General features: G+C 45.9%; 15 protein-coding genes and 2 pseudogenes. 6 read left to right on the top strand and 11 right to left on the bottom strand.

Going from position 1 to position 22,114, the window contains the following annotated elements:
* Positions 1–148: 148 nt before the first annotated feature.
* The gene (locus tag QUA23_RS27855) at positions 149–796 is read left to right on the top strand and encodes a DUF6658 family protein (protein ID WP_333079080.1); all 648 of its coding nucleotides are present in this window, start codon (positions 149–151) and stop codon (positions 794–796) included.
* Between the two features lie 931 nt (positions 797–1,727).
* On the opposite strand, the gene QUA23_RS27850 is transcribed toward QUA23_RS27855, so the two are convergent.
* The gene (locus tag QUA23_RS27850) at positions 1,728–1,850 is read right to left on the bottom strand and encodes a hypothetical protein (RefSeq protein WP_333079081.1); all 123 of its coding nucleotides are present in this window, start codon (positions 1,848–1,850) and stop codon (positions 1,728–1,730) included.
* Positions 1,851–2,105: 255 nt separating this feature from the next.
* On the opposite strand from QUA23_RS27850, the gene QUA23_RS27845 reads away from it, so the two are divergent.
* The gene (locus QUA23_RS27845) at positions 2,106–4,526 is read left to right on the top strand and encodes an ATP-binding protein (protein WP_333079106.1); all 2,421 of its coding nucleotides are present in this window, start codon (positions 2,106–2,108) and stop codon (positions 4,524–4,526) included.
* A gap of 265 nt (positions 4,527–4,791) precedes the next feature.
* Here the strand turns inward: QUA23_RS27845 and QUA23_RS27840 are convergent, their stop codons facing one another.
* The 3 genes from QUA23_RS27840 to QUA23_RS27830 all read right to left on the bottom strand — a co-directional run bounded on the left by QUA23_RS27840 (position 4,792) and on the right by QUA23_RS27830 (position 9,151).
* Positions 4,792–6,126 (bottom strand): serine/threonine-protein kinase, encoded by a 1,335-nt coding sequence (locus QUA23_RS27840; RefSeq protein ID WP_333079082.1) that lies wholly within the window; start codon positions 6,124–6,126, stop codon positions 4,792–4,794.
* Between the two features lie 154 nt (positions 6,127–6,280).
* Complete coding sequence (locus tag QUA23_RS27835; RefSeq protein ID WP_333079084.1) at positions 6,281–7,276, bottom strand: pentapeptide repeat-containing protein; 996 nt, start codon at positions 7,274–7,276, stop codon at positions 6,281–6,283.
* Positions 7,277–7,459: 183 nt separating this feature from the next.
* Positions 7,460–9,151, bottom strand: a complete 1,692-nt coding sequence (locus QUA23_RS27830) for a hypothetical protein (protein ID WP_333079087.1) — start codon at positions 9,149–9,151, stop codon at positions 7,460–7,462.
* Between the two features lie 70 nt (positions 9,152–9,221).
* Here QUA23_RS27830 and QUA23_RS27825 point away from each other — a divergent pair, with 70 nt between their 5' ends.
* A complete protein-coding gene (locus tag QUA23_RS27825; RefSeq protein WP_333079090.1) occupies positions 9,222–10,721 on the top strand; it encodes an NAD(P)/FAD-dependent oxidoreductase in 1,500 nt (499 codons plus the stop codon).
* Between the two features lie 375 nt (positions 10,722–11,096).
* Here QUA23_RS27825 and QUA23_RS27820 read toward each other — a convergent pair whose 3' ends face one another.
* Positions 11,097–12,107 carry a leucine-rich repeat domain-containing protein gene (locus QUA23_RS27820; protein WP_333079091.1) on the bottom strand — a complete coding sequence of 337 codons (1,011 nt, stop codon included), beginning with the start codon at positions 12,105–12,107 and terminating at the stop codon, positions 11,097–11,099.
* 181 nt (positions 12,108–12,288) lie between these two features.
* Here QUA23_RS27820 and QUA23_RS27815 point away from each other — a divergent pair, with 181 nt between their 5' ends.
* Positions 12,289–12,747, top strand: coding sequence for an ABA4-like family protein (locus tag QUA23_RS27815; RefSeq protein WP_333079094.1), 459 nt, complete (start codon positions 12,289–12,291; stop codon positions 12,745–12,747).
* Here QUA23_RS27815 and QUA23_RS27810 read toward each other — a convergent pair.
* Together QUA23_RS27810 and QUA23_RS27805 are read right to left on the bottom strand one after the other, a co-directional pair.
* A complete protein-coding gene (locus QUA23_RS27810; RefSeq protein WP_333079095.1) occupies positions 12,731–12,991 on the bottom strand; it encodes a hypothetical protein in 261 nt (86 codons plus the stop codon). The genes QUA23_RS27815 and QUA23_RS27810 overlap by 17 nt on opposite strands.
* Before the next feature lie 200 nt (positions 12,992–13,191).
* Positions 13,192–16,113 carry a GAF domain-containing protein gene (locus tag QUA23_RS27805; RefSeq protein ID WP_333079098.1) on the bottom strand — a complete coding sequence of 974 codons (2,922 nt, stop codon included), beginning with the start codon at positions 16,111–16,113 and terminating at the stop codon, positions 13,192–13,194.
* 231 nt (positions 16,114–16,344) lie between these two features.
* Between QUA23_RS27805 and QUA23_RS27800 the strand changes: the two genes are divergently transcribed.
* Positions 16,345–17,505 carry a quinone-dependent dihydroorotate dehydrogenase gene (locus QUA23_RS27800; protein WP_333079099.1) on the top strand — a complete coding sequence of 387 codons (1,161 nt, stop codon included), beginning with the start codon at positions 16,345–16,347 and terminating at the stop codon, positions 17,503–17,505.
* A 102-nt stretch (positions 17,506–17,607) separates the two neighbouring features.
* Here the strand turns inward: QUA23_RS27800 and QUA23_RS27795 are convergent.
* The 3 genes and pseudogenes from QUA23_RS27795 to QUA23_RS27785 all read right to left on the bottom strand — a co-directional run.
* Positions 17,608–17,856: pseudogene (locus QUA23_RS27795) on the bottom strand (hypothetical protein); the annotation flags it as partial.
* Positions 17,781–18,173, bottom strand: a complete 393-nt coding sequence (locus tag QUA23_RS27790) for a hypothetical protein (RefSeq protein ID WP_333079100.1) — start codon at positions 18,171–18,173, stop codon at positions 17,781–17,783. The pseudogene QUA23_RS27795 and the gene QUA23_RS27790, both read right to left, overlap by 76 nt.
* Before the next feature lie 53 nt (positions 18,174–18,226).
* The gene (locus QUA23_RS27785; protein ID WP_333110621.1) at positions 18,227–18,457 is read right to left on the bottom strand and encodes a hypothetical protein; all 231 of its coding nucleotides are present in this window, start codon (positions 18,455–18,457) and stop codon (positions 18,227–18,229) included.
* Between the two features lie 429 nt (positions 18,458–18,886).
* Between QUA23_RS27785 and QUA23_RS27780 the strand changes: the two genes are divergently transcribed.
* Positions 18,887–20,797: an ABC transporter ATP-binding protein gene (locus QUA23_RS27780; protein ID WP_333079102.1), complete on the top strand. Its 1,911-nt coding sequence runs from the start codon at positions 18,887–18,889 to the stop codon at positions 20,795–20,797.
* 291 nt (positions 20,798–21,088) lie between these two features.
* On the opposite strand, the pseudogene QUA23_RS31185 reads toward QUA23_RS27780, so the two are convergent.
* Positions 21,089–22,114 (bottom strand): annotated as a pseudogene (locus QUA23_RS31185) (IS630 family transposase); the annotation flags it as partial.

The following is a 22,114-nucleotide window of genomic DNA, read 5'->3' as shown; positions in this document are numbered from 1 at the left end:
TAACTTGAGGAATGTAACTTGGGATAGATGAAAAGCTACGATTTCTATTCGTATACTTAAAAAATGTTTAAGTGCCTAATTTGGTACGGCTAGACATCTACAAAGCCACAAGGCATTTGAGCATCTCACAATAGAAAGGAGCATTTTTATGAACAGACTAACTGCATTTGTGAAAAAAATTCGAGCTGTACAAATCTTAACAGTGTTTCTGGCTGGCATTTTAGTATTAGTGAGTACAGCCTGTAGCCGCCCTGATGTGACGGCAGGAAAAACTGATGTGATGGCAGGACAGGCTGATGCGAGGGTAGGAAAAACTGCAGACAACATTAGAGAAGAAGTGCCTTCAGGGGCTGTAACGTCCGAATTCAAAGGCGGGATGAACGACTACAGCGAGGTCGATCCCAGAAACCAAAAGATGACCACCACAGAAGCAAAAGCTGAGCTTCTCAAAGAGCAAGCGCAGCACCGCATTGACACGAAATCTAGCAACAATGTAGGTGAAAATGTGCGGCGGGTAGCGGATGACGCACCTGAGAAACTAGGCCAAATTGGGGAAAAGGTGAAGGAAGATGCTCGCACCGCCCAGCGCAAAGCTGATAACTTTGGCGACAAAACCAAACAAGGCTTTTCTAATCTTAAAGAAAACACTCGCGAAGGCTTGAAGGGAGCAAAAGATGTTGTTAAAGAAGCCACGCAGGGAGCAAAAGAAAGAGCAGCAGAGGGTACTGAGTCTCTGAGATATAATACCAGCGGCGGCCAAGAAAATATCAATGATGCAGCACGAGATGCAAGATAGAATGCTCAAGATGCCTCAGACAATATTTGCTAGAAAGTGAATCGAGATATTGACTGAACTCAACGAGCGCCTGAAAGAGCGACAGACGACTAATCTCAAATAACGCTGTTTCCTTTTCGGGAAGCTAGATTCCGACAGGGGTTTTAACCCCTGTCGGAATCTAGGTAAAATCAATCGATTTTAGATTTTAGATTTTAGATTAAAGAATTGAAGCATTGACCCCACGGATAAATTCGGGGGGCAACTTTCATCGGATACACGTTTTTTATTTCTGGGTCCTGAGTCTGCGAAGGAATCAATCCGGGGGCTTGTATCCTGGATGCTTTCGGTCCTGTGAAGACTACTGCCTATTAATATTTGATTGAGTTTTAACCCCTGGGAGGGCTATTAGGCCGGAAGTAGAGTGGAGGGGGGTTTCAGGTTTCAGCACAATCCAACGTCCCTGTCGTTTTCTAGGGGGGACTGGAATGCCACTTTTTTCACGACGGATTCTTTATAATTTCTATAGATTGTATTTGGATTTTTTAAGATAAAAACTTTTTGACCGACGTAGCGGAAATTTGGGCGATCGAGCTATTAAATTCAATTAATTACCCATTGTATTTTTCAATATATGATAACGCAGTGTTTCTACGGTATTTCGCGTTCATTGAATCGCATTTGAGATTAACAGCAGAAACTTATACGTAAGTAAAAAGCTTTAATCGCGATTGCCAAAGTATAAAATGTTGTTCATTAACAGAATAATTGGAATTTTCGAGCGGGTGATAAAAAATTATGCGGTTTATGCCCTAAGATAGATACACTAAGTTTTGTCAAGCTAATTTCGGAGTTGAGGTCAGCCGATATGGACGCAATAATAAATGCAGTAGATTTGACTACGGTAATGCCTGGAGATCGCCCGATCGCGCAATTGTAAACACATTCTCGATCAGCGATCGATCGGTTCGTGCGCGAGAAAGACCGACAACCCGCCGCTAAAATTCTCAAACCTACCTCGTTGTGGGGGAGGATTTCCGGGACGCGGTGCTGCTACAATCCAAAAAAGTTGCATTAGCGACCGTTCATGGGATCGGTAGAAATAGTCCTCAACCGAACAGACATTCTCGACGAACTCCAACGCAGATCGGTTATTTACAAATACATTAAACCTTCCAATCTTTCAATTAATCTTGACTGTTAGCTGCCAAATGGAGGTGTATAAATTTTAACCAAAAAAGGCCACGGATTCGCGATATATTCGAGCCGTAATCCGCCGCCAATCGACAGGGGAAATGGAGGCAAACCTTATCTTGGGAATTGTGTTTTGATGCTAGTAACGATGATGCACGACTTTTATGATGCGCTGGCAGATTTGGCAATCTATGCAGATGCCACACCGGCGGAGCGCCAACAAATCTTGAAGCGCGTTGGGGCTAGTCAGAAAAAACTCAAAGAATTCGCGCACCATACGCCGATCAATTACCAACACAAGTTCGATCTGGTTGAGGCAGAATTGCTGGGTGTTTTGGGACAGACAGCAGAAGCCATGGAGCTTTATGATCGAGCTATTACCGGAGCTAAAGCTAACGAATATGTCAATGAAGAAGCTCTTGCTTGCGAACTCGCTGCTAAGTTTTACCTGTCCTTAGGAAGGGAAAAAATTGCCAGACTCTACATGATAGATGCCTATGATTGCTATGTCCGTTGGGGAGATCGATCCAAAATTGATGACTTAGAAAAACGTTATCCTCAATTATTAAAACCGATTTTAGAACCCGCAAAACTCTCTGAACATCCATTAGCAAATTTTCCAACACCTGCTGGGCAAAATCAATCGCTTCATCAATCCATTCATCCATCCATTCATCCGTCTGTTTCAGCGAGCGTCTCAGATTTCGGAAATTTTTCAACAGTGCTCAAAGCTTGTCAAGTGCTCTCTAGTGAAAGAGAACTCGATCGACTAATTGCCAAACTGATGCAACTGGGGATGAAAAATACAGGAGCTGACAAAGGAGCGCTGATTTTGTCAAACGGCAATCAATGGGAAATCGCGGCTACCAGCGCGCTCGACAATTCGGGACTCGAGTGGGCGATCGACTTATCATCCGCAACACTCAATGAAAATAGCGATATCTTGCCCCTCAAAATTGTTGACTGCGTTAAAAATTTATTGAAACCTGTGATTGTTCGGGATCTCGCTCAACAACATGATTGGGATTCCGACTCCTACATCCTGAAATACCAACCGCAGAGCCTGTTGTGTTGGCCGATTCTCGATCGAGGCAACTTAGTCGGCATTTTGTATCTGGAAAATCGCTTAACCGCAAAAGTTTTTACCCGCGATCGCCTGCAACTTCTCAATCTCCTGTGTTCCCAGGCCGCCATCTGTTTGCAAAATGCTCTGCTATATAAAAAATATCAGGATTACAACCAACAATTAGAGCGATCGCTAGTACAAATTAGCCGAACCGAAGCTCAGCTTGCCGATCAGAAAAAAATGCTCCAAGCAATTCTTGATGTCGCTCCGATTTGGATTTGGATGGTTAATCCCAGTGGTAAAGTACAGTTTTTGAACAAAACCTTTTCTCAAAATGTGGGCGTGCCTGTGAGCGGTTTCCTAGCTGTCGATCATTACAAAGATATACTGGGAGAGGATGCAGCGGGGTGTCTGCTTTCAGATGCCGCCTGCCTTGCCCAAGATTTGCCGCATTACTCCAGCGAATCTATCAGATTTGTTGACGGTAAACTACACTATTTAGAAATCACGAAAGTGCAGCTAAAAAATTGCCAAGGTGAGACGATCGGGATTATTGGTTTGGGTGTTGATGCCACCGATCGCAAGCGAGCAGCGGAACTTTTGCAAGAGCAAAACCAACAGCTAGAACAAACTTTAAAAGATTTACAGCAAGCGCAACTGCAACTCGTACAAAACGAAAAAATGTCGGCTTTGGGCAACTTAGTCGCCGGAGTCGCCCACGAAATCAACAATCCGATAGGGTTTATTTCTGGGAATTTAAGCGAAGGTAAAAGAAGTTTAGAAGATGTTATAGAACACTTAGAATTGTATCGCTCCGCTGCATCACAATCGGAAATAGCAGACCACGCCGAAGAGATAGACCTCGATTATCTTTTGGAAGATTTACCGAAGATGATTGATTCAATGCAACTTGGGTGCGAGCGCATTTGCAGCATCAGCAACAGTTTGCGTACCTTCTCCCGAGGCGACAAAGACTACAAAGTTCCTTTTAATATTCACGAAGGCATTGATAGCGCTATTTTAATTTTGAAACACCGCCTCAAAGCAAACGAACACCGCCCGCAGATCGAAGTGATAACTAAATACGGCCATCTCCCTAAAATCGAATGTTTTCCCGGTCAATTAAATCAAGTTTTCATGAACCTGCTCGCCAATGCGATTGATGCCTTAGAAGAGTCAAATTTAGGACGCAGTTTTAGCGAAATTACCGCTAATCCCAACCGCATCACGATTTGCACGGATATAGTCGGCGAAGGGTACATTAAAATTAACATTGCTGATAACGGCACTGGCATCAAAGAGGAAGTTAAACAGCAGATATTCGACCATTTGTTCACGACAAAAGGTGTGGGCAAAGGAACAGGATTGGGGTTGGCAATTGTCCACCAGATTGCGGTAGAAAAACATGGCGGCAGCATCGAGGTGAATGGCGAGCCTGGAGTTGGCACTGAGTTTGCGATCGTTTTGCCTGTGAAGGGATATTTGAATTAAAATTCAATGTTTTTTAGGCGATCGCGTAATTAAGATATACTGACTTTGATAGGGGTCTTTTTTTGAAAGCCTTGGCATAACTCTTTTAAAGTAGCATCATTTTTTTCATCAAGCAGTCTGGTTTACAAGCAGTTGCTACTGTACTTAATGAACCTGGAATCTGCTGTATTTTAGACATCCTATAAGGGAGCGTGTCACCCATTTTTTGTGGCAAGGTGTCTATTATACAAAAAAATTAATTACCAAGGCTTCGGCCTACAAAAATTTATCTTAAATTTAACCAATCTTGAATTTCTTGCGCTAACCAAGCCGCCTCAACCTCTTTCAAATTGTTCGCTAAGACATAAAAGTAAGTTCCTGTATAGTTGCCTGAACGAATTTTGATTTGATTCCCCCCAGAAGTATTGTATATAAAAGCACCCAAAATCTCAGAAACTTCCCCCCTTTGTCCTAAATAACTCCAACCAAATATCTGATGTTCCAGTTTAAAGTAGTTCCTGTTAAATGTAATTTTAGTACCATTGCCCAAAATCTTAAGTAAGATACTTGCTATAATCGTAAACCATCCTAATCCAGTACGAAAATTTTGTTCCCAAAATACTAAGGGGAGCGACACAAATAACAGTAGAATGAATATTCCTATTAAAAAAGCACATAAAAAAGGCTTTCTGACTAAAGTAGACGGAATTTTAATGTTTAACTCGGTCGCTGATTTGCTAACTTGAATGCGACTGTGAGGTGGTTTAGCAATTTTCCGAACAGTCGCAGTTTGAAGATTAGCCCCTTGTATGTTTCCAGATTTCAAAGCTGCTAAAGCGTCTCTAGCCTTGCTGAAACGCTTTTCTAAGGCGATTTCCGTCATCTTCTCAATCCAGCTTACCAAACTGGGATTCACACTCACGCGATCGCTAAACTGAATCCGAGAATCTTTTTGTGGCAAATCCGCAGGAGTCATCCCCGTTAACAAATGAATTAAAGTAGCTCCCAAAGCATACAAATCCGAAGGCGCCACCGCCCGCCCCCAAAACTGTTCTAAGGGTGCATAGCCACTCGTTCCTACCACTGTAAACGTTACACCTGTCACCGCCGCTTGAGCTTGTACCGCACCAAAATCTACTAAATAAACGTGCTGATCTTCCCCCCAAATTAAATTACTCGGCTTAATATCTCGGTGCAAAACTGGGGGGCTTAATTCATGCAAATAAATTAAAATTTCTAGCACTTCAGTGGCAATTTTTCGTACTTGTTTTTCTGAAAACTTCTTGCCTTTTTCTAACAATTCCTGAAGTGAAAATCCTGGAATATAATCTTGCACTAACCCAAACCAAGGCAATCCTGCTCCAGCTTCCCGTTCCAGGGAAAAATAATCTCGATAGCAAGGAATGCGGGGATGATTCAGCGCCTGCAAAACTTGTGCTTCTCTTTCAAAAAGCTTGAGTTCTTCCCAGTGCATTTCCGGGCTAAAAGCTAACATTTTCAGCGTCACCTGTTCTTGAGACTCTAAATCCACTGCTAGCCAAGTTTGATGACCGGCCGCTGTGCGTCCTAAACGCTGTTGCAATTGATAACGTTCTTGTAAAATTTTTCCTGTATCTAACACAGCATTGCCCTCCTGTTGTGAATGCTACAAAATGGCCTTAACTATTAAATTAATGACGGCTCTCCTACCCAGCTCATTTTTACTCATAATTGTTAAATCACAGGGTCGAAGATTAAATCTTTTGGTGACAGCCTTAAATTGCTACTACAAGTAATTACCCGTGCATTTCTCCATTCGGCATAATTGTACCGCGCCACTGAGCACCTGATAAATTAGCAGTGCTCAAATCTGCCCTAATCAAAGTTGTGCGGTGCAAAATTGTCTCCCGCAAATCTGTTCTAGCCAGGTAAGCATCAGTCATATCAGCTTCACTCAAATTTGCCTGATTAAAATTAGCTCGACTCAAATCAGCCCGCACCAAATTAGCTCGACTCAAGTCAGCCATGATTAAATTAGCATTGCTCAACTTAACATCAGTCATAAATGCACCGCGCAAATTAGCGCCAGCCAATTCAGCATCAAGTAACACAGCTCTTTCCAACTTAGCATTGGCCATTACAGCCCAGGAAAAATTTGTTTCTACCAAAGTTGCTTCCGTCAAAAATACGCCATCTAAAATAGCTTCGCTCAAATTTGCCTGAGTCAGATTTGCTTCTCCCAGAAATGCTTCAGTCAAATTAGCGTGACTGAGATTAGCTTTAGTCAAATCTGCACCTTGCAAATTGACGCCCCGCAAATCTGCACCTTGCAAATTTGCACCCCGCAAATTTGCACCCTCAAAAAGCCGCAGCTCCTTCCGCAAATTTGCACCCCGCAAGCACGCACCGCGCAAATCTGCACCTTGCAAATTCACACCTCGCATATCTGCATCGCTCAAATTTGCATCAATGAAAACTGCCAAAGAGATGTTAGCTTTGCGAAAGTCTGCACCTTGCAAAGTCGCTCCGTGGAAGTCTGCATCGGACAAATTTGCTCCGCTCAAGTTTGCTTGATTTAAGTTAGCACCGCACAGCTTTGCATTAGTTAAATTTGCGCGCTGAAGGTTAATTCTGCTTAGATATGACATCGCTAGGTTTGCACCGCAGAGGTCAGCACTGCTTAAATTGACGCCAATTAAATCGGCACCGCTCAGGTATACGCCTCGGAGATTCATACCTTGAAAATCTAGTTCTCCTGATGTATATCGCCTTAAAATTTCGCTGGCATTCATATTTGTTTTTGTTGTTAATTAGGTACAATCTGCTATTTCTAGACTGCTTAAATTTCTGTTCGCGCAGGCGGACTTAGTTTTTGTAGCCCCAGACTTGAGTCTGAGAAATTTGATGAAATTTATTGAATTTCAGTTGACGCCGGCCGACTTAGTTGGTGTAGCCTCAGACTTGAGTCGGGGCATTTAATGAGTTTGATTGACAAATTCCTGAGTCCAAAAAACAGTTTTGCTACCTAACTGTCGCCCGTGAATTTTCACATGAGTAAGATATTTGGATTTTAAAGTACACAGTTTTTTGTGAATGTAGGTAGCTGTCGCCTGTTGGTTTGGTACTTCAGCAGACTCCAGAATTATATGGAGCCAACCATCTTTAAATCCCGCTGTAGCAACAATTCCTTTAGGCTGTAGCAATTGATTAATCAATTGGGCGATCGCCTTTGGTTTGCCTTGCTTTGCCATTTCCAGAAGCTGATACTGATTTGCTTTATGGCTAGAGTTTTCCTGCGGTATTTCTGAAATATCGTCGCTCAGGTTTTCTGGGATTTCCGAAGGATATTTACCGCTTTCTTTCGACTCCAATTCGCTCAAAATTTCCAGCAATTTATCGGTAAACTTCTGAACTTTCCCTACATACTCTCTGAGGTTTTTATATTTCCAGTATAAACGCTCCTCTGCACTTCCCGTAGAAAATTTTCCGTTCAAAGCAGCTTCTAACTGGGTGAATATATTTTCTATTTGCACCGTTGCGGAGTTAGCACTTTGACTGACTAATTCTGTCATTTCTTCTTCCAATTCCAACTTGCGTTTGATGGAATCGCTAATATTTATAATAACAGGAGCCGCAGGTTCTAAAATTTCGATAATAGTCGGCATTTCTGCAACGGGGAATGTTTCTACCATTTCCTGTCTGAAATCAGTAGCATAATTATGGCTGGTTTCGGGTTCTTTAAACTGTACATTTTCTGCAGTGTCCGGCACTAAGTAACTCTTTTGGGGGTCATAATGATAGTGAGGTGGAGCAGCTTGAAGGATGTGAGTAATCTCGCCTGGATCAAAATAATCGGTGCGCCTGTCCACCAGCTCGCTCTCTTCATAAACACTGTTGTTTAAATGTGTCTGATCGTAATCTTCACTAGCCGAAGAATCGGCTTCATCCGGTTCTTCCTGTTGCATTTTTGCGTAACAAGGATTCATCGCTTTGATGATTACGCTTGCAGCTTGGTCGTTTTCATCTCTGTTGTCGAGATTGCTAGCAGTTGTGTACAATCGAGATTCCAGTTCGGCTAGGCTGCCACAGACATTAAACAGTTGTCGCAGTAGATTGTCAAGTTCTTGAGTTTTCAGCATTAGCCAGTCGCGATCGCTAAAAGTAAACTCGTGATAAAGAGTAGAAAAAATTAGGATTTTCGCCCTCAGCGGATTTGTTTGCTGCAAAATTTTTTGTCGGACATCAAATAATTTGCCGGGGTTTCTTGCTCTTTCTTCGCTGCTGGGTACTTCCGAACTAAAGTGCTCTTCAAATGCGGGAGCTTCCTGACCGCCAAAACTAGATATGTTTATTTCTAATTTGGTGAAATCTTCAAATTCATACAGCCTGCTAAGTTGACAGACTATGAGGTCTGCTACTAAAGCATACTCGGTTTTTTTATTAACCTTAGAGACTATATTATTTAAAACTGCTTCAATATCTTCTAACCTGCTGTATTTGGCGCACAGCTCTTCAATTAAAAGCCTTACATCTGCGCTGGCGAGTTGGGCCGGATCGTTTTCCCAGGACTCTTTACAAGCAAAAAATATTATTTTTTTAATGCGCGAGAGATTCACGTCTTGTTCTAATTCGCGAACAACTTCATCTAAAATAGATAAAGCTTTCATAGTTTTCCTCCCATAAAAATACCCTGTCAACACTCAGCAAGAAATAATACAATTATACCACATTTGATAAATGCAAGACTTTGATGCGCTCGTCATTGGCAGCGGTATTGGGGGCTTAGTCGCCGGCTCGATGCTAGCTCGTTACGGCAAGCGGGTGCTCGTCTGCGAGAGCCACATCATAGCGGGCGGGGCAGCTCACAGCTTTTCGCGCCGGGGATTTCACTTTGATTCGGGGCCTTCTTTTTATTGCGGTTTGACTGACCCGCAGTCGTTTAATCCTTTGCGGCAAGTTTTTGATGTTTTGGAGGAATCGATCGCAGCAATTTCCTACGATCCGCTGGGGCATTACCATTTTCCAGAAGGAAGTTTACCGATTTATGCTGATGCCAGAAGTTACTTAAATGCTGTAGCTAAGTTCGCACCGCAAGGTGCTGTAGAATTGCAGCAATTTCAACAAAATTTATTAGTTTTGTATGAAGCTTTGCGTGGAATTCCGGCTTTAGCGCTGAGATCCGACTGGCAGTTGATACCTGTTTTGCTGTCTCGGTACTCGCCTGCTTTGCTGAAGCTGTTGCCGCTAGTAGGTGCGATCGCCGGTTCAGCCGGTTCCTTGATGGATCGGGATGTGCGCGATCCTTGGGTGCGGCGTTTAATCGATTTGGAGTGCTTTTTGCTGTCGGGTTTGAAAGCGCACGGAACTGTCGCGCCGGAAATAGCTTTTATGATTGGCGAACGATCGCGCTGTGCGATCGAATATCCTGTAGGTGGCAGCGGTGCGATCGTCGATGCTTTAGTGAGAGGCTTGCAGCGCTGGGGAGGAAAATTGCGCCTGGGAGCTCCGGTCGAGCAAATATTAGTTGAAGCGGGCAAAACCACGGGCGTTCGCTTGAAAAATGGCGAAATTATCCGCGCCCCAATCGTTATTTCAAATGCCACAATCTGGGATACTTATACAAAATTACTGCGCCCTGAAGATTTGCCGGAAAGCTACCGAAAAAACGCTTTGTCGATGCCAGCAGTAGACAGTTTCATGCACCTGCATTTAGGAATTAAATCCGAAGGACTCGAAGGTTTGACCGGCCACCACGTCGTCGTTCACGACAGCAAGATTGACATTACAGTACCCGGAAATACTTGCATGATTTCGATTCCTACAGTGTGGGATGCAACTCTGGCGCCGCCCGGACATCACGCCGTTCATGCTTATACATTGGAACCTTACGAAGGTTGGGAATATGGCGAATTGTATCAGCAGAAAAAGCAAGAGCGATCGCAATCTCTGTTTCAAGCTTTAGAAAAAATTATACCCGATTTGCGATCGCGGATAGTCTTAGAGTCGATCGGCACACCGCTAACCCACGCCCGATTTTTACGCCGATATCAAGGAACTTACGGGCCTGCAATTGCCGCCGGAAAAGGCACATTTCCCGGGCCGCAAACACCAGTCAAAGGCTTGTATCGCGTGGGAGACAGCACCATGCCGGGAATTGGCGTCCCCGCCGTCGCAGCATCGGGTATTTTGTGCGCGAATACTTTGGTGAATTCGGATGTGACAGCACAATTTTTGTAAGTTATGGCAGAAGGAAGAAGGAAGAAGGAAGAAGGGAAATTAACTGGTTCCCTGGCTCTGGCTGGGAACCGAGTTCCAGAGGCTCTGCCTCGCTTGCAAAAAACAGGAGGCAGAGCAATAGTGAAATGCGTTCCCAGCCAGAGCCAGGGAACGAGGAAAACGAGGAAAAAACTACTTTTTACAAAATCTGCCTGTTCCCAAAACTGATTATCCACCAGCGGCAAAAGCGCCCATAATTGCGATCGACAAAGCCAAACCTGGCAACAGCAGCAATCCTAACATCAAAGCATCGTGTCCGCTCATCACTTTCTCCTGATATTGACCTTAAACATTATACTCTATAAACTGCCATCTTGCCTCTGTCTTAATAATTAATTAAAACCGACATATAGATTCAGGATTGACAGGGCAAATTTTATTAACAATGGGATTCCCGCGCAAGTCCAGGGTAGTTAACTTTTGCAAAGATTGCAGGGAACTGATATCAGAGATTTGATTGTTGTACAAGTCTAGTAAAAATAAATTATTTAAAGCTTGCAGCGCGCTGGTATCCGAAATCGGGTTGTTGAACAGATAAAGTTCAGTCAAATTAGTTAACGACTTCAGCGGAGTGATGTCGGATATTTGATTGTTCCCGAGGTTGAGTTCAATTAAATTAGTGAGCGATGTCAAAGGAGTAATATCTGATATTTGATTTTGAAATAAAACCAACTTGTTTAAGTTATTTAGAGCTTTCAACGGAGTAATGTCAGATATTTCATTTCCGAATAGAAACAGCGTAGTGAGATTTTTTAAGGAAGCCAGCGGGGTGATATCGGATATTTTATTATTGTAAAGGTAGAGTGTCTGGAGTTCAGTTAAATTTTCCAGAGGAGCGATATCGGAAATTTGATTGTTGTAGAGAATCAGCGCGTTTAAGTTAGTTAAGTTTTTCACCGGAGTGATGTCGGAAATTTTGTTGTCAAACAAGACAAGTGCGGTAAGATTAGTTAGCCCTGCTAGGGGACTGATAGCTGAGATTTGATTGGTATCGAGAACGAGTTGAGTCAGATTTATTAGAGATGAAAGCGGGCTGATATCTGATATTTGATTGACATCCATAATCAAAGTTTTCAGATTGGTTAAAGATTGCAGGGGAGCGAGGTCAGATATTCGATTGCTGCCGAGGATAAGATTAGTAAGTTTAGTGAAAGATGAGAGGGGGCTGATATCGGAAATTTGAAGATTTTTTAGGTTAAGTTCTGTTGTATTAGAAAGCAGTGCGTTGGCTCGATCGCACTCGGAAGTGTCTGATATTTGCAACAGTATTTCTACCGTATGTTTGGCGTCGGGCGAGAGATTCTCTTTTTGCTGGCACCAATCAGGAAAGTTATTATAAGTTGTCATGGGCTGTGCTGCCTTAATCGATTTTAGATGGGAGATTTAAAATTTTAGATAAGTATAGCAGCAATTCTATTTCATTTGTGAATGAGATTTTTGTCGGGTTTTGAGAAATTTAAGCAAAAATTGTGTAAAGTAATCTTAACATCCTTAATGGAATTGCATTCGTAGGAGCCAAGAGCCAACTATGACACCAGAACTAATTTTTAATGTCGGTAATCTGTTCGTTGTGCCTTTCTGGGCAATTATGATTTTATTACCAAACTGGGGAATTACCCGAAAAGTGATGAATTCCTTTATTCCGTTTGCGATGCTCGCCGTTTTGTACATATATTTGTTTGGTAGCAGTCTGACTGCGGAAAATGCGGCTGCTTTGTCCAATCCCAAGCTAGCAGATATTGCTAAGTTTCTGGGGGAGGAAACGGCGGCGGCTACGGGATGGATACATTTTTTAGTGATGGACTTGTTTGTCGGGCGCTGGATTTATTTGGAAGGACAGCGGACAGGAGTTTGGACGGTTCATTCTTTGGCTTTGTGTTTTTTTGCTGGGCCGATGGGATTGCTTTCTCATATTGTAACTGCTTGGATTACTCAAAGGTTTTTCCCGAGTTCTGAGGCGGCGGAAACTGTTACTTCATCGGTTTAGGCAGAGGGTTTTTAATACCTTGGGTTTTATAGCAATCCTTGCAGGAGTCGTAAATTTTTGACCCCACCCCAACCCTCCCCTTATCAAGGGGAGGGAGTAAGAAATTCACAAATGATTTAGGATGGCTATATATCGCATCCGGTTGCATCGAAATGATTAAACCGCGAAGGCGCAAAGGACGCGAAGGAAGAGAAAGAAGAAGGTGCAGTTCTTCCTCCGCGCTCTTTGCGTCTTCGCGGTTCATTTAATCTTACGACCTAACAGAACTCGATCTAATACAAGTCCCAATCAAACGGAGTTGATATCAATCATCCACTCTTGGAGGCAGAACCTAATTATGTAGCGTGCACCTGAAGCACTTTACCGCTAGAAGTTGGGTAGGGGCTGGTTTATAAATACCTCGTATGTGAATTGCAGATAGGGTGAACTCACCCGTACAGAATTTTAAGAATTGGCTAGGGGCAGCACTAAACGAGCCACAATTAAATTGTTTTCTAACATTTCTATAGAAAAGTTTCCCCCCATTAAGCGTACCGCTCGCTGACAAACTAAGAGATTTTGCACGATCGACCTATTGGAACTAGAAACGGCTAATATGTCCGGCCCGGAACCGCCGTTGAAGGCAGCAATTAACTGTCGATCGCACGCGCCGCTATCGCTCACAGACAATTCTAGCCAACCTTCCCCCAACAACTGAGAGCGAATCTCAATCTTGGCGCCAACAGCAGAGCGCCTGCAAGCCGCTGCCAGCAATTCGCACAGTATCAAATCGAGCTTGATGCTGTCCCCGCGAACGCTCAAAGTCTGGCCCGCCGGCATCGACACAGCAGTTTCTCTGTGTACTTCCAGCAAGACTTGCGACTGTTTGACCAGGGAGGCCGTTCGATCGAGCGATCTCCTCAGCCAAGCGCTCACAGGCACCGCATCTTGTGCGAATTGCAGCCGCCAATGTTCCTGTTTCAGCAGCAAATGAGTTGACCCCAAAGCATTGCCCATTTGTCGCAAAACCTGTTGGTAGCGCAAAGTTTTCAGAGCATCCTTTTGTTCCTTCACTGACTGGAAAATCGACTGACTCAACTCCCCCAACTCCTTCACCCCCGCTCCCACAGTGCGGTAAAACTCCTCAAAACGGCGCTGTTTGTACCAGTTGAGCAGCTCCAGATCCAATCGCTGCGACTCGCTTGCCGATTGCACCGCCAAATACCTGTGCCACCAAGCCAACTGAGACGCCATCGAGCTGAGTAAACTCACCGACAACTCCGACCACTGGCGGCCCGGAGCGTCCGCAGCCACCACAATGCCCGCCGGAGCGTGTTCTGGGGCAGTCCGCAGCGCCACCGTCAGAATCTCGCCAATTCCCGGACTGCGGAGCCACCGCTTCGTCGCCAGCGGCAGTTGGCTCGTGCTCTGTTGCAGCACGCCCGCTTCTGCCAGGGTTTGTTGGATCAAGGCATCTGTTTTGACAGGAATCACCGCCTCGGGATTGAGGGCAAATACGGGATTGGCAGCTACCGTCGCCACGATGGAACCTTCCTCCTGACCCGGATTCCAAGTAATTAGGGCGACTAAAGGACAGGAAAGTGTCTGGGAAACGTGTTGAGCAAAGTTACGATCGAGCTTTTGTAGCGGCAACTCTGGGAACATCGTCGGTGAAGCAGCAGATATCTCTTGCTCAGATTGCTCATCAGGAGAATGGTGCAAAACCGCCAAACCCGATTTGAGCAATCGCTCAAATTGCTGATATTTGTCGATTGCCGCACTCTGCTGCCAGGAGTGCAGGATCAATCCTAGCTGTTGGCCCACTAGCCGAACTAATTCTTGCTCAGATCGCCTCCAAGTGCGAGTTGCATTGTGTCCGACAACCAGCAAACCCTCGATCGATTTTCGATTGGCGATTTTCGATTTTAGATTGGGGTTTTCTCCCTCTTTGTTTTTCCCCCTCGTGGTCGATGCCAAAAGCGATCGCACCCCCGCCTCCCCCAACACTTCCCGCCAAGCGCTCAACCGCCCGTCTTCCTCCCAATTTTCAATAGCCACAGGTTCGCTTTCTTGCAACAGCCCCACGTCAGCCACATCGAGGGCGTTGAGCGGCGACGGCACTGACCTGCGGTTGCGGGGCAGATTTTGGCAGACAATTTCAAAGCGATTTTGTTCTTCGCCGTACAGCAGCAGCAAAAAGTATTCGCATTTGAGCCGCTCGCACAACTGTTCGGCGGTATTTTTTAAAGTCGCCTCCCAGTCAGCATCGCTGTAGATGGCGCGAGCTATTCCCGCAGTTAAATCTCGATCGATCTCAATTTGCTGAATTTTCTCCTCCATCTCCGACACAGGAGCCGTCAGAGCCACTAACTGCGCCACTCCCCGCAGGTAATGCTTTTCATTATCTTGCCAAATCCGGGGTTCGCCGGCTTCGACTGCCAAAAATCCCAACAATTCCCCTTCCGAAACAATCGGCGCAGCCAACAGAGAGCGAGCGCGGATTTGCTGCATCAACCGCCCCGTCAGCTCAGTTTTCAGAGAACTTTGAGATTCACCGATCCAAACCATTTCTTCCCTGCCCAAAGCCTGATAAAATTCGCCCAAGTCTTGAACGGTGATGCCCGAAGCCGCTCGGCTCGGCCCGCCCAAACCCGGAGCAACTTCGCGGTTGCTGACTCGGCGCCAAAAATAGCGCCGCTCTCGCTCGAACCAATAAACATTGGTGCGCGTCGGCTCGATAAATTCATGAGTTTGTTCGACCACCGCTTGCAAGTATTGGTCGAGCGATCGCAGTTCCCCCAACTGCGAAATCAGCGCTAAAAGAGACTCATCTGGGTGTTTAACTTGTTGTCGCTGCCAGTCTTTTTCTATTTGGTAAAGAGCAGTTGCCAGCGCTCCAAATACGATCGCCAACTGCGTTTTTTCCCCCGACTTTGGCGACGCTCCCCACAGGTCAGTCCCGAGCAAAATCACGCCGTAGCAGCGGTCTTTGTAGCGGAGCGGAAACAGAGTCGTGCCTTGAATATTGAAAGTTTGAGCTGCTTTGCGCCATTCTCCGGCTCTACTTTCCGATCGCAAATCCGGAACTCCCACCGGCCGGAGCTGAATCACCACTTGTTCGAGCAAATCCCCCGGACTGAGGGCAAACCGCTGTTTGAGAAAAGACAGGTCGCCGTTAGGAGTTATGCCGCCTTTGCCGAACAATCTGTGGGCTTGTCGATCGTACAACCCGATCCAAATCAACCGCCAGTCAAATTCCGTTTCCAAGTAACCGAGTGTGGTCGAAAGTAGCACTTCAACGTTCTCCTCTTCTCGGAGAGTTTGGAGAACGCGCTCCAACGTCGCGATTTGTTCGTCTAAATCCTTTGGTCTTTGCTGCTGCCCCATTTCCAAGCTTCCCCGCACATTTATCTAATTTAAAATTACCAACTTAAAAATTCAAAAAATTAAATTGCAAAAGAATCAACTTATAATATAATCGTCTCACTTATCCTTGAATCTAAAACATTGGATACAGTCGATCAAAGTTGAAGTAAAAACTTCGCCTTCACTGTCTGCTCCTGAATATTTTTATTTCCCTTCTCATTTCTAATTTGTAAATTGCCCCAGTACAAATCATTGGATATTTATCAATCAAGTGTACGCCCGCTGTTGTTTTCCGTATTGAAAACCGATGCCGAGTGGCTGCACAACCGCACTCTCCAAGTTCTCGAACTCGCAGCCAGAACCCAGTCAAACCCCGCAACCCGCCAAATGCTCTGGCGATTGCAGAAATCTTTGGGAGTCCAAGATTCTCGCCTCGAACAATCTTTGTGGGGACTGAGCTTTAACAATCCTGTCGGCTTAGCCGCCGGATTTGATAAAAACGGCGTAGCTGCAGATATTTGGGCAAATTTTGGCTTTGGCTTCGCCGAACTCGGCACTGTCACTTGTCAACCGCAGCCGGGAAACCCCCAACCTCGCTTGTTTCGCTTGACTCAGGACAGTGCAGCCCTCAACCGCATGGGATTTAACAATCAAGGAGCCGCGGCAATGGCAGCCCGGTTTCAGGCAGCACAGAAACAGTCAAAATTCGATGCCTCGCGCCCCATGCCTCAGTCTCGGTTCCCCTTGGGCATCAATCTGGGTAAATCTAAGGTAACACCGTTAGAGCAAGCCGCAGCCGACTATTTGGAGAGTTTTAAGCTGCTGAAAGATTGGGGCGACTATTTTGTAGTGAACGTTTCCTCTCCGAATACGCCGGGGTTGCGATCGCTCCAAGATGCTGCTGGGCTAAGCACAATTTTGGAAATTTTGCAACAAGAAAATCAGGGAATCAAGCCAATTTTAGTCAAGATTGCGCCGGATTTGGAGTCGGAGGCGATCGTATCAATCCTCGACTTAGCAAAAACCTACCAACTAGCAGGAATTATCGCCACAAATACCACCATCCGCCGCGACGGACTGAAAACACAAATATTGCGAGAAACAGGCAAACCAATCGCCGAAGAAGCCGGAGGAATTAGCGGGCTTCCTGTGCGGGAGCGATCGACAGAAGTAATCCGATTTATCTGGCAATATACAAAAGGCGAATTACCCATAATTGGAGTTGGTGGCATTTTCACCGCCGAAGATGCTTGGGAAAAAATAGCCGCCGGTGCGAGTTTAATTCAAGTTTACACTGGTTGGGTTTACGAAGGGCCTTGGATGGTGCGTCGGATTCTACAAGGCTTGTTGCAAAAGTTAGAAGAAAAAGGATTTAATTCAATTTCCCAGGCAGTTGGTTCGGACAATCAATAGACATACGAGGGAAAAGCAAGTCTTGGGCAGGCATCCTGCCTGCCCCACAAGAATTGTTGAAGAAGTCTAATAAATTCTTGCAGCAGGATTTACGCACCGACTCTAACGAGTTATTAACCTTCTTATGTCACTTGAGGCAGAATAAAAATAGAAATCAGGGTGAGACAGAAATATAAAAATTGAGGAAGTCAGCCTATAAACGATAGATTGAAGTTTAGCAAACCCTAAAGATAATTGAGGAATAGGAAAGACTGTAAGCCCCGGCTGAATTAAGTTCAATATGGTAAAAGGTTGATGTATGATACGAAGATTGTTCCAACTATTCTTCCAGCCCTTACCGCTCCACCTCCTTCAACCCGTCCTCTAGCAGCATCCGCACAATATCGATTTTCTTGCGCCCCGTCCTGGCTGCCAGCATCGACAGCTTGCGGTACTCTCCCGACGGACATATCCAGCGTAAACCTGACCGTTATTTCTTTGTCGGGTGCTTGGAGTCGATGAGTCAAACTACTCTCTTGGGATGGAGCGGGGACTGGTTCTGCTGCTGATGCTTTCGGCTGCGGTGCTGTTAGCGCTGGCAGTGCAGCTTCCAGTATTGGTGGTGTTTCCGTTATAAGTGATGCTGTGGGTGTTGTTCCTAGTGATACAACTTCTGTTGGTGCTTGCACACCTGTTTGTATGTGTGTTAGCTTATTACTTAGAAGAGCATATGTGTCAACGATTACCGTCCGTCGTCGTTGTTTGAGGATGAGGAGTGGTTGAATGCTTCTGAGTCAGGGTCGGTGGTTGTCCCGGTTAAGTCATCCACTCCAGCAAAACGGAAAGCTTCAACAAAATGTACTTGTGAGTGTTTTCCAGTTCCAAGTTTTCGGACGTTAATAACAAATTTATCGACAATCGCTAAAAACCGAGTCTCGCCTAAATTGCGTCTGGTTTCAGTTAGTTTCGACAAGCTGACAATGCCAGCTCCTTTGCAACAGAGAGCTTTGGATTTACTGAAGGTTTCCCTAATATTGTAGTCATCTATTGAGCGAGGGCGTTAGCCCTATTGCCCGACTGATGGAGGTTTTGCTTGGATGCGATCTACCACAGGGGGGAAGTTCCGATTAAAAAGTTGAGATAGTCTCAACGAAAGCGATCGCTTTGCCAAAAGTTTCGCGCTTTGCATCACACCAGGAAGCACGCGCGATCTCGCTTTCTATCTAGCTACCCTTGAACAACGCAACTATACTTACATCTTGCACCAGTCGAATAATCTCACATTCCATCTGCCCTGCTTGACAACAAAGGGTTATAACTCCAAATTAATTTCTAGCTTCTCTGACTGGGGTGAAACTTCCTAATTGGTGCATTGTCTTACTTAGAGGCACCCAGTATATTTATGAATTTTCCATTCAAAGCACGTTTGAAGAGCCAGAAAAATTCACCAAAAATGGTGATGCCGTTAATTAACCAACATTGGTTGGTGCGGATCGTCCTGCGCTCCATTTCCTACTTTCGCAAAGACTTATGGCTGATCGTCACGCTCTTGCTTTTGATCGGAGCATCAGTGCTTTTCAACCTTCTCAACGCCTGGCCGATGGCGATTCTAGTCGATACGGTTTTGTCACCAACTCCGAAATCCAACTGGATTCATACGCTGTTTCTTGCTCCGTTCGGTGAAAGCACGCTGAACCGGATTTTCGGAATGGCGTTCGTCGCGATGATTATTAGAATCCTGAGCGAGACCGTTTTCATGCTCCGTAGGATGTTGAACTACCGCATCCAGTACAACGGAACCTTGCGGGTTCGCACCGAACTCTACGACAAAATGCAGGCGCTGAGTCTCGGCTGGCACGGCTCCCGATCGCAGGGTGACGCAATCTATCGGTTGAGCTACGACAGCCTCGGGCCCTGGGGGGTAATCGATACGCTTATCGGCTCCACTGCCGCATCGGTGACGCTGACGGCGATGATCTGGATAATGCTGTCGCGCCATGTCCTTCTCACCGTGTTTGCGCTTTCGTTCACTCCGCTTCTAATACTGGCGAATTGGTACTTCGAGGCAAGGATTAGGAGTCGAGCCCTTGAGTCGAAGCAGATCGATGCGGTGATGACCTCAACCATGCAGCAAGCTATAGAGTCGATCGGGCTAATCCAGTCCTTCGGTCGAGAAGCAACCGAGTCGCGGCGCTTCGGGCAGGCGGTCGAACGCAGCGTCAAGGCATCCATGCGACTTCATTGGCAAGAGAACCTCTATCCGCTAGCGGTTCAGGTAGTCTTCGCCCTGGGAAGCGGGGTAATCTTAGGTTACGGCGGATACCTAGTCTATCGCGACCAGTTCTTGCGTCCGGTGCCGAACGGCGTGAGCATTGGCGATTTGCTCGTATTCATGGCGTACCTGGGGCAGTTCTGGGACCCGATAGGTTGGGTGTTGGGGTTTACTACTAAGATCCAGACGTTTGTAGCTTCATGCGATCGCGTCTTTACGGTCATTGACGAGCCGCCTGCTATAAAAGATGAGCCTGATGCGCGATCGCTTCCCGTCCATCCCCGCACACTAGCACTTGCCGACGTAAGCTTCGAGTACAACTCTGGGCAACCCGTCTTGCGGAACATCAGTGCTAGTATCGAGCCGGGTCAGATGGTGGCGTTTTTGGGCCCTAGCGGAACGGGAAAGAGTACGCTGCTCAATCTCTTGCCGCGCTTCTACGACCCGACATCGGGCAGCGTCCTCCTCGACGGCTTCGACCTCCGCACCCTTAAGATTGCCGATGTCCGCAAGCACATGGCGCTCGTCTCGCAAGGCAGCCCACTATTCCCCGGAACGATCGCAGAGAATATCGCCTACGGTCGCCCGGATGCTCTGCTCTCCGATATTCGGGAAGCGGCGGTTGAATCCGGGGCAGCCGAGTTCATCGAAACCTTGCCGGAGCAGTATGATACCTTGATCGCGGAGGGCGGTCAGAACCTCTCAGGCGGACAGCGACAGCGCCTAGCTATTGCGCGGGCGCTCGTCACTAAGGCTCCTATACTCATCCTCGACGAACCCACGAATGCGCTGGACTTGAAGCACGAGCAGTGGGTACTAGAGACTCTGCAACGTCTACGTCGCAACAGAACCATCATCTTGGTCACGCACCGACTCGAAACTGCTGCAGACTGCGATCTGATTTTTGTGATGCAGTCGGGCGAGATTTTTGAGTCTGGTACTCACGCCGAACTCCTTACCAAACAGGGACTCTACTACCGAATGTTGGGCTACGGTACCGTAAAATCCACAGGACTTACGCACAAACCCTGCATCGAGTAGGGACACAACATAGCGAACTTATTCTGATTCTTTTGCTTCAATCAGCGGGCGTTGACTGCCTGACTGGGAATAGCACTGGCATTAACTGACCCAGCGGGACAGAAGGCTGCTCATGAACCAATATTAAGGACAGCAAGGCAAATAGCCGCAGGACGGACTATTTCTGAAAAAGTGCAAACGTACTGGAGATTTGGGAAAAGGATGCGATCGCGATCGGCTACGATCCTGGGCGTAAAGAATATAGATGGCTTTTTGGAGGATCTCATATTATGTCCGGTCGATTGACCATGATTAACATTTTGCCTCTGGCCACCAATAGAAATGAGTCAAACCACTGATTAGCTGTTTGAGGTTTAAGAGTTTTTGACATCGCTCAAATAACACTGCTTCTAATTCATCTAAGCTCTTAAAACAGCGATTGGCTATCGGTTCATTTGTCAGTGGCCATAACCTTTCTGCTGGTTGCAGTTGGGGCGAGTGTGAAGGCAGACAATACAAATGTATCCCGTCGGGGATTTTCACGCTTTCACGCTCAGTGCCATCCAGCTCCGTCTACTACTAAAATGACTCTTTTTTTCGGCCCCACTTTCCTACTAGAGGGCAAAATCTTCTAACACTCGCTCAAAAAGCTGGCTGTTGACAAATGGTAGTATCCACCAATAAGTTTCTCCCGTACTCGGATGTAGAAAGCCGTATAACCATAACCATTGAAACCGCCAGTTAACAACAGCAGTAGCATTACTAAACTCATCCACCCATTCTCGCCTCAAAACAGGTTTCAATCCGATCCGATGTTCGTCCATTGACCAGACTTCTACGTCGCTTGAAGGGTTCTCTTTCTTGATTTTCTTGACGAACCGACCCAGATTTTTTTTTCCATTCCTCTTGTTCGAGGAGATCTGATTCCTGATGTTCCGGACGAGGAACTCTCAATCGAAACTTCATTGACTTCAAATATTCCCATCCTCGTTGACGAGAGACTTTGTAACCTTTGAGTTCACTCATCCAGTCTGCCACTTTACGACCATTCCACAGCCCGCCATCTGGGGGTGGCTGCTGTAGAACTTGCCATAGCTGAGCTTGTTCTAGATCGTTGAGCAGAGGATCGCGATCGCGATTTTGGCCACGCTGATCTCCAAGAGATTCTGGTCCTAAATGGTTGTATCCCCACACTAATTCATAAATCCAACCCCGACTATAACCTGTCACTGCCATCACTTCTGCGGTGGTTTTTCCAATGGCTAACAGCCAAATAATCTGGTAATGATGAGCCTGGGTGGTTGTTTGAGCTTGACGGAAACGAGCTTGTAGCTCTTC

This window comes from Microcoleus sp. Pol1C5 (assembly GCF_036701115.1).
Classification (GTDB): domain Bacteria; phylum Cyanobacteriota; class Cyanobacteriia; order Cyanobacteriales; family Microcoleaceae; genus Microcoleus.
The sequence above is the reverse complement of the archived record's forward strand: the minus strand, read 5'-3'. Positions and strand labels throughout refer to the sequence as shown.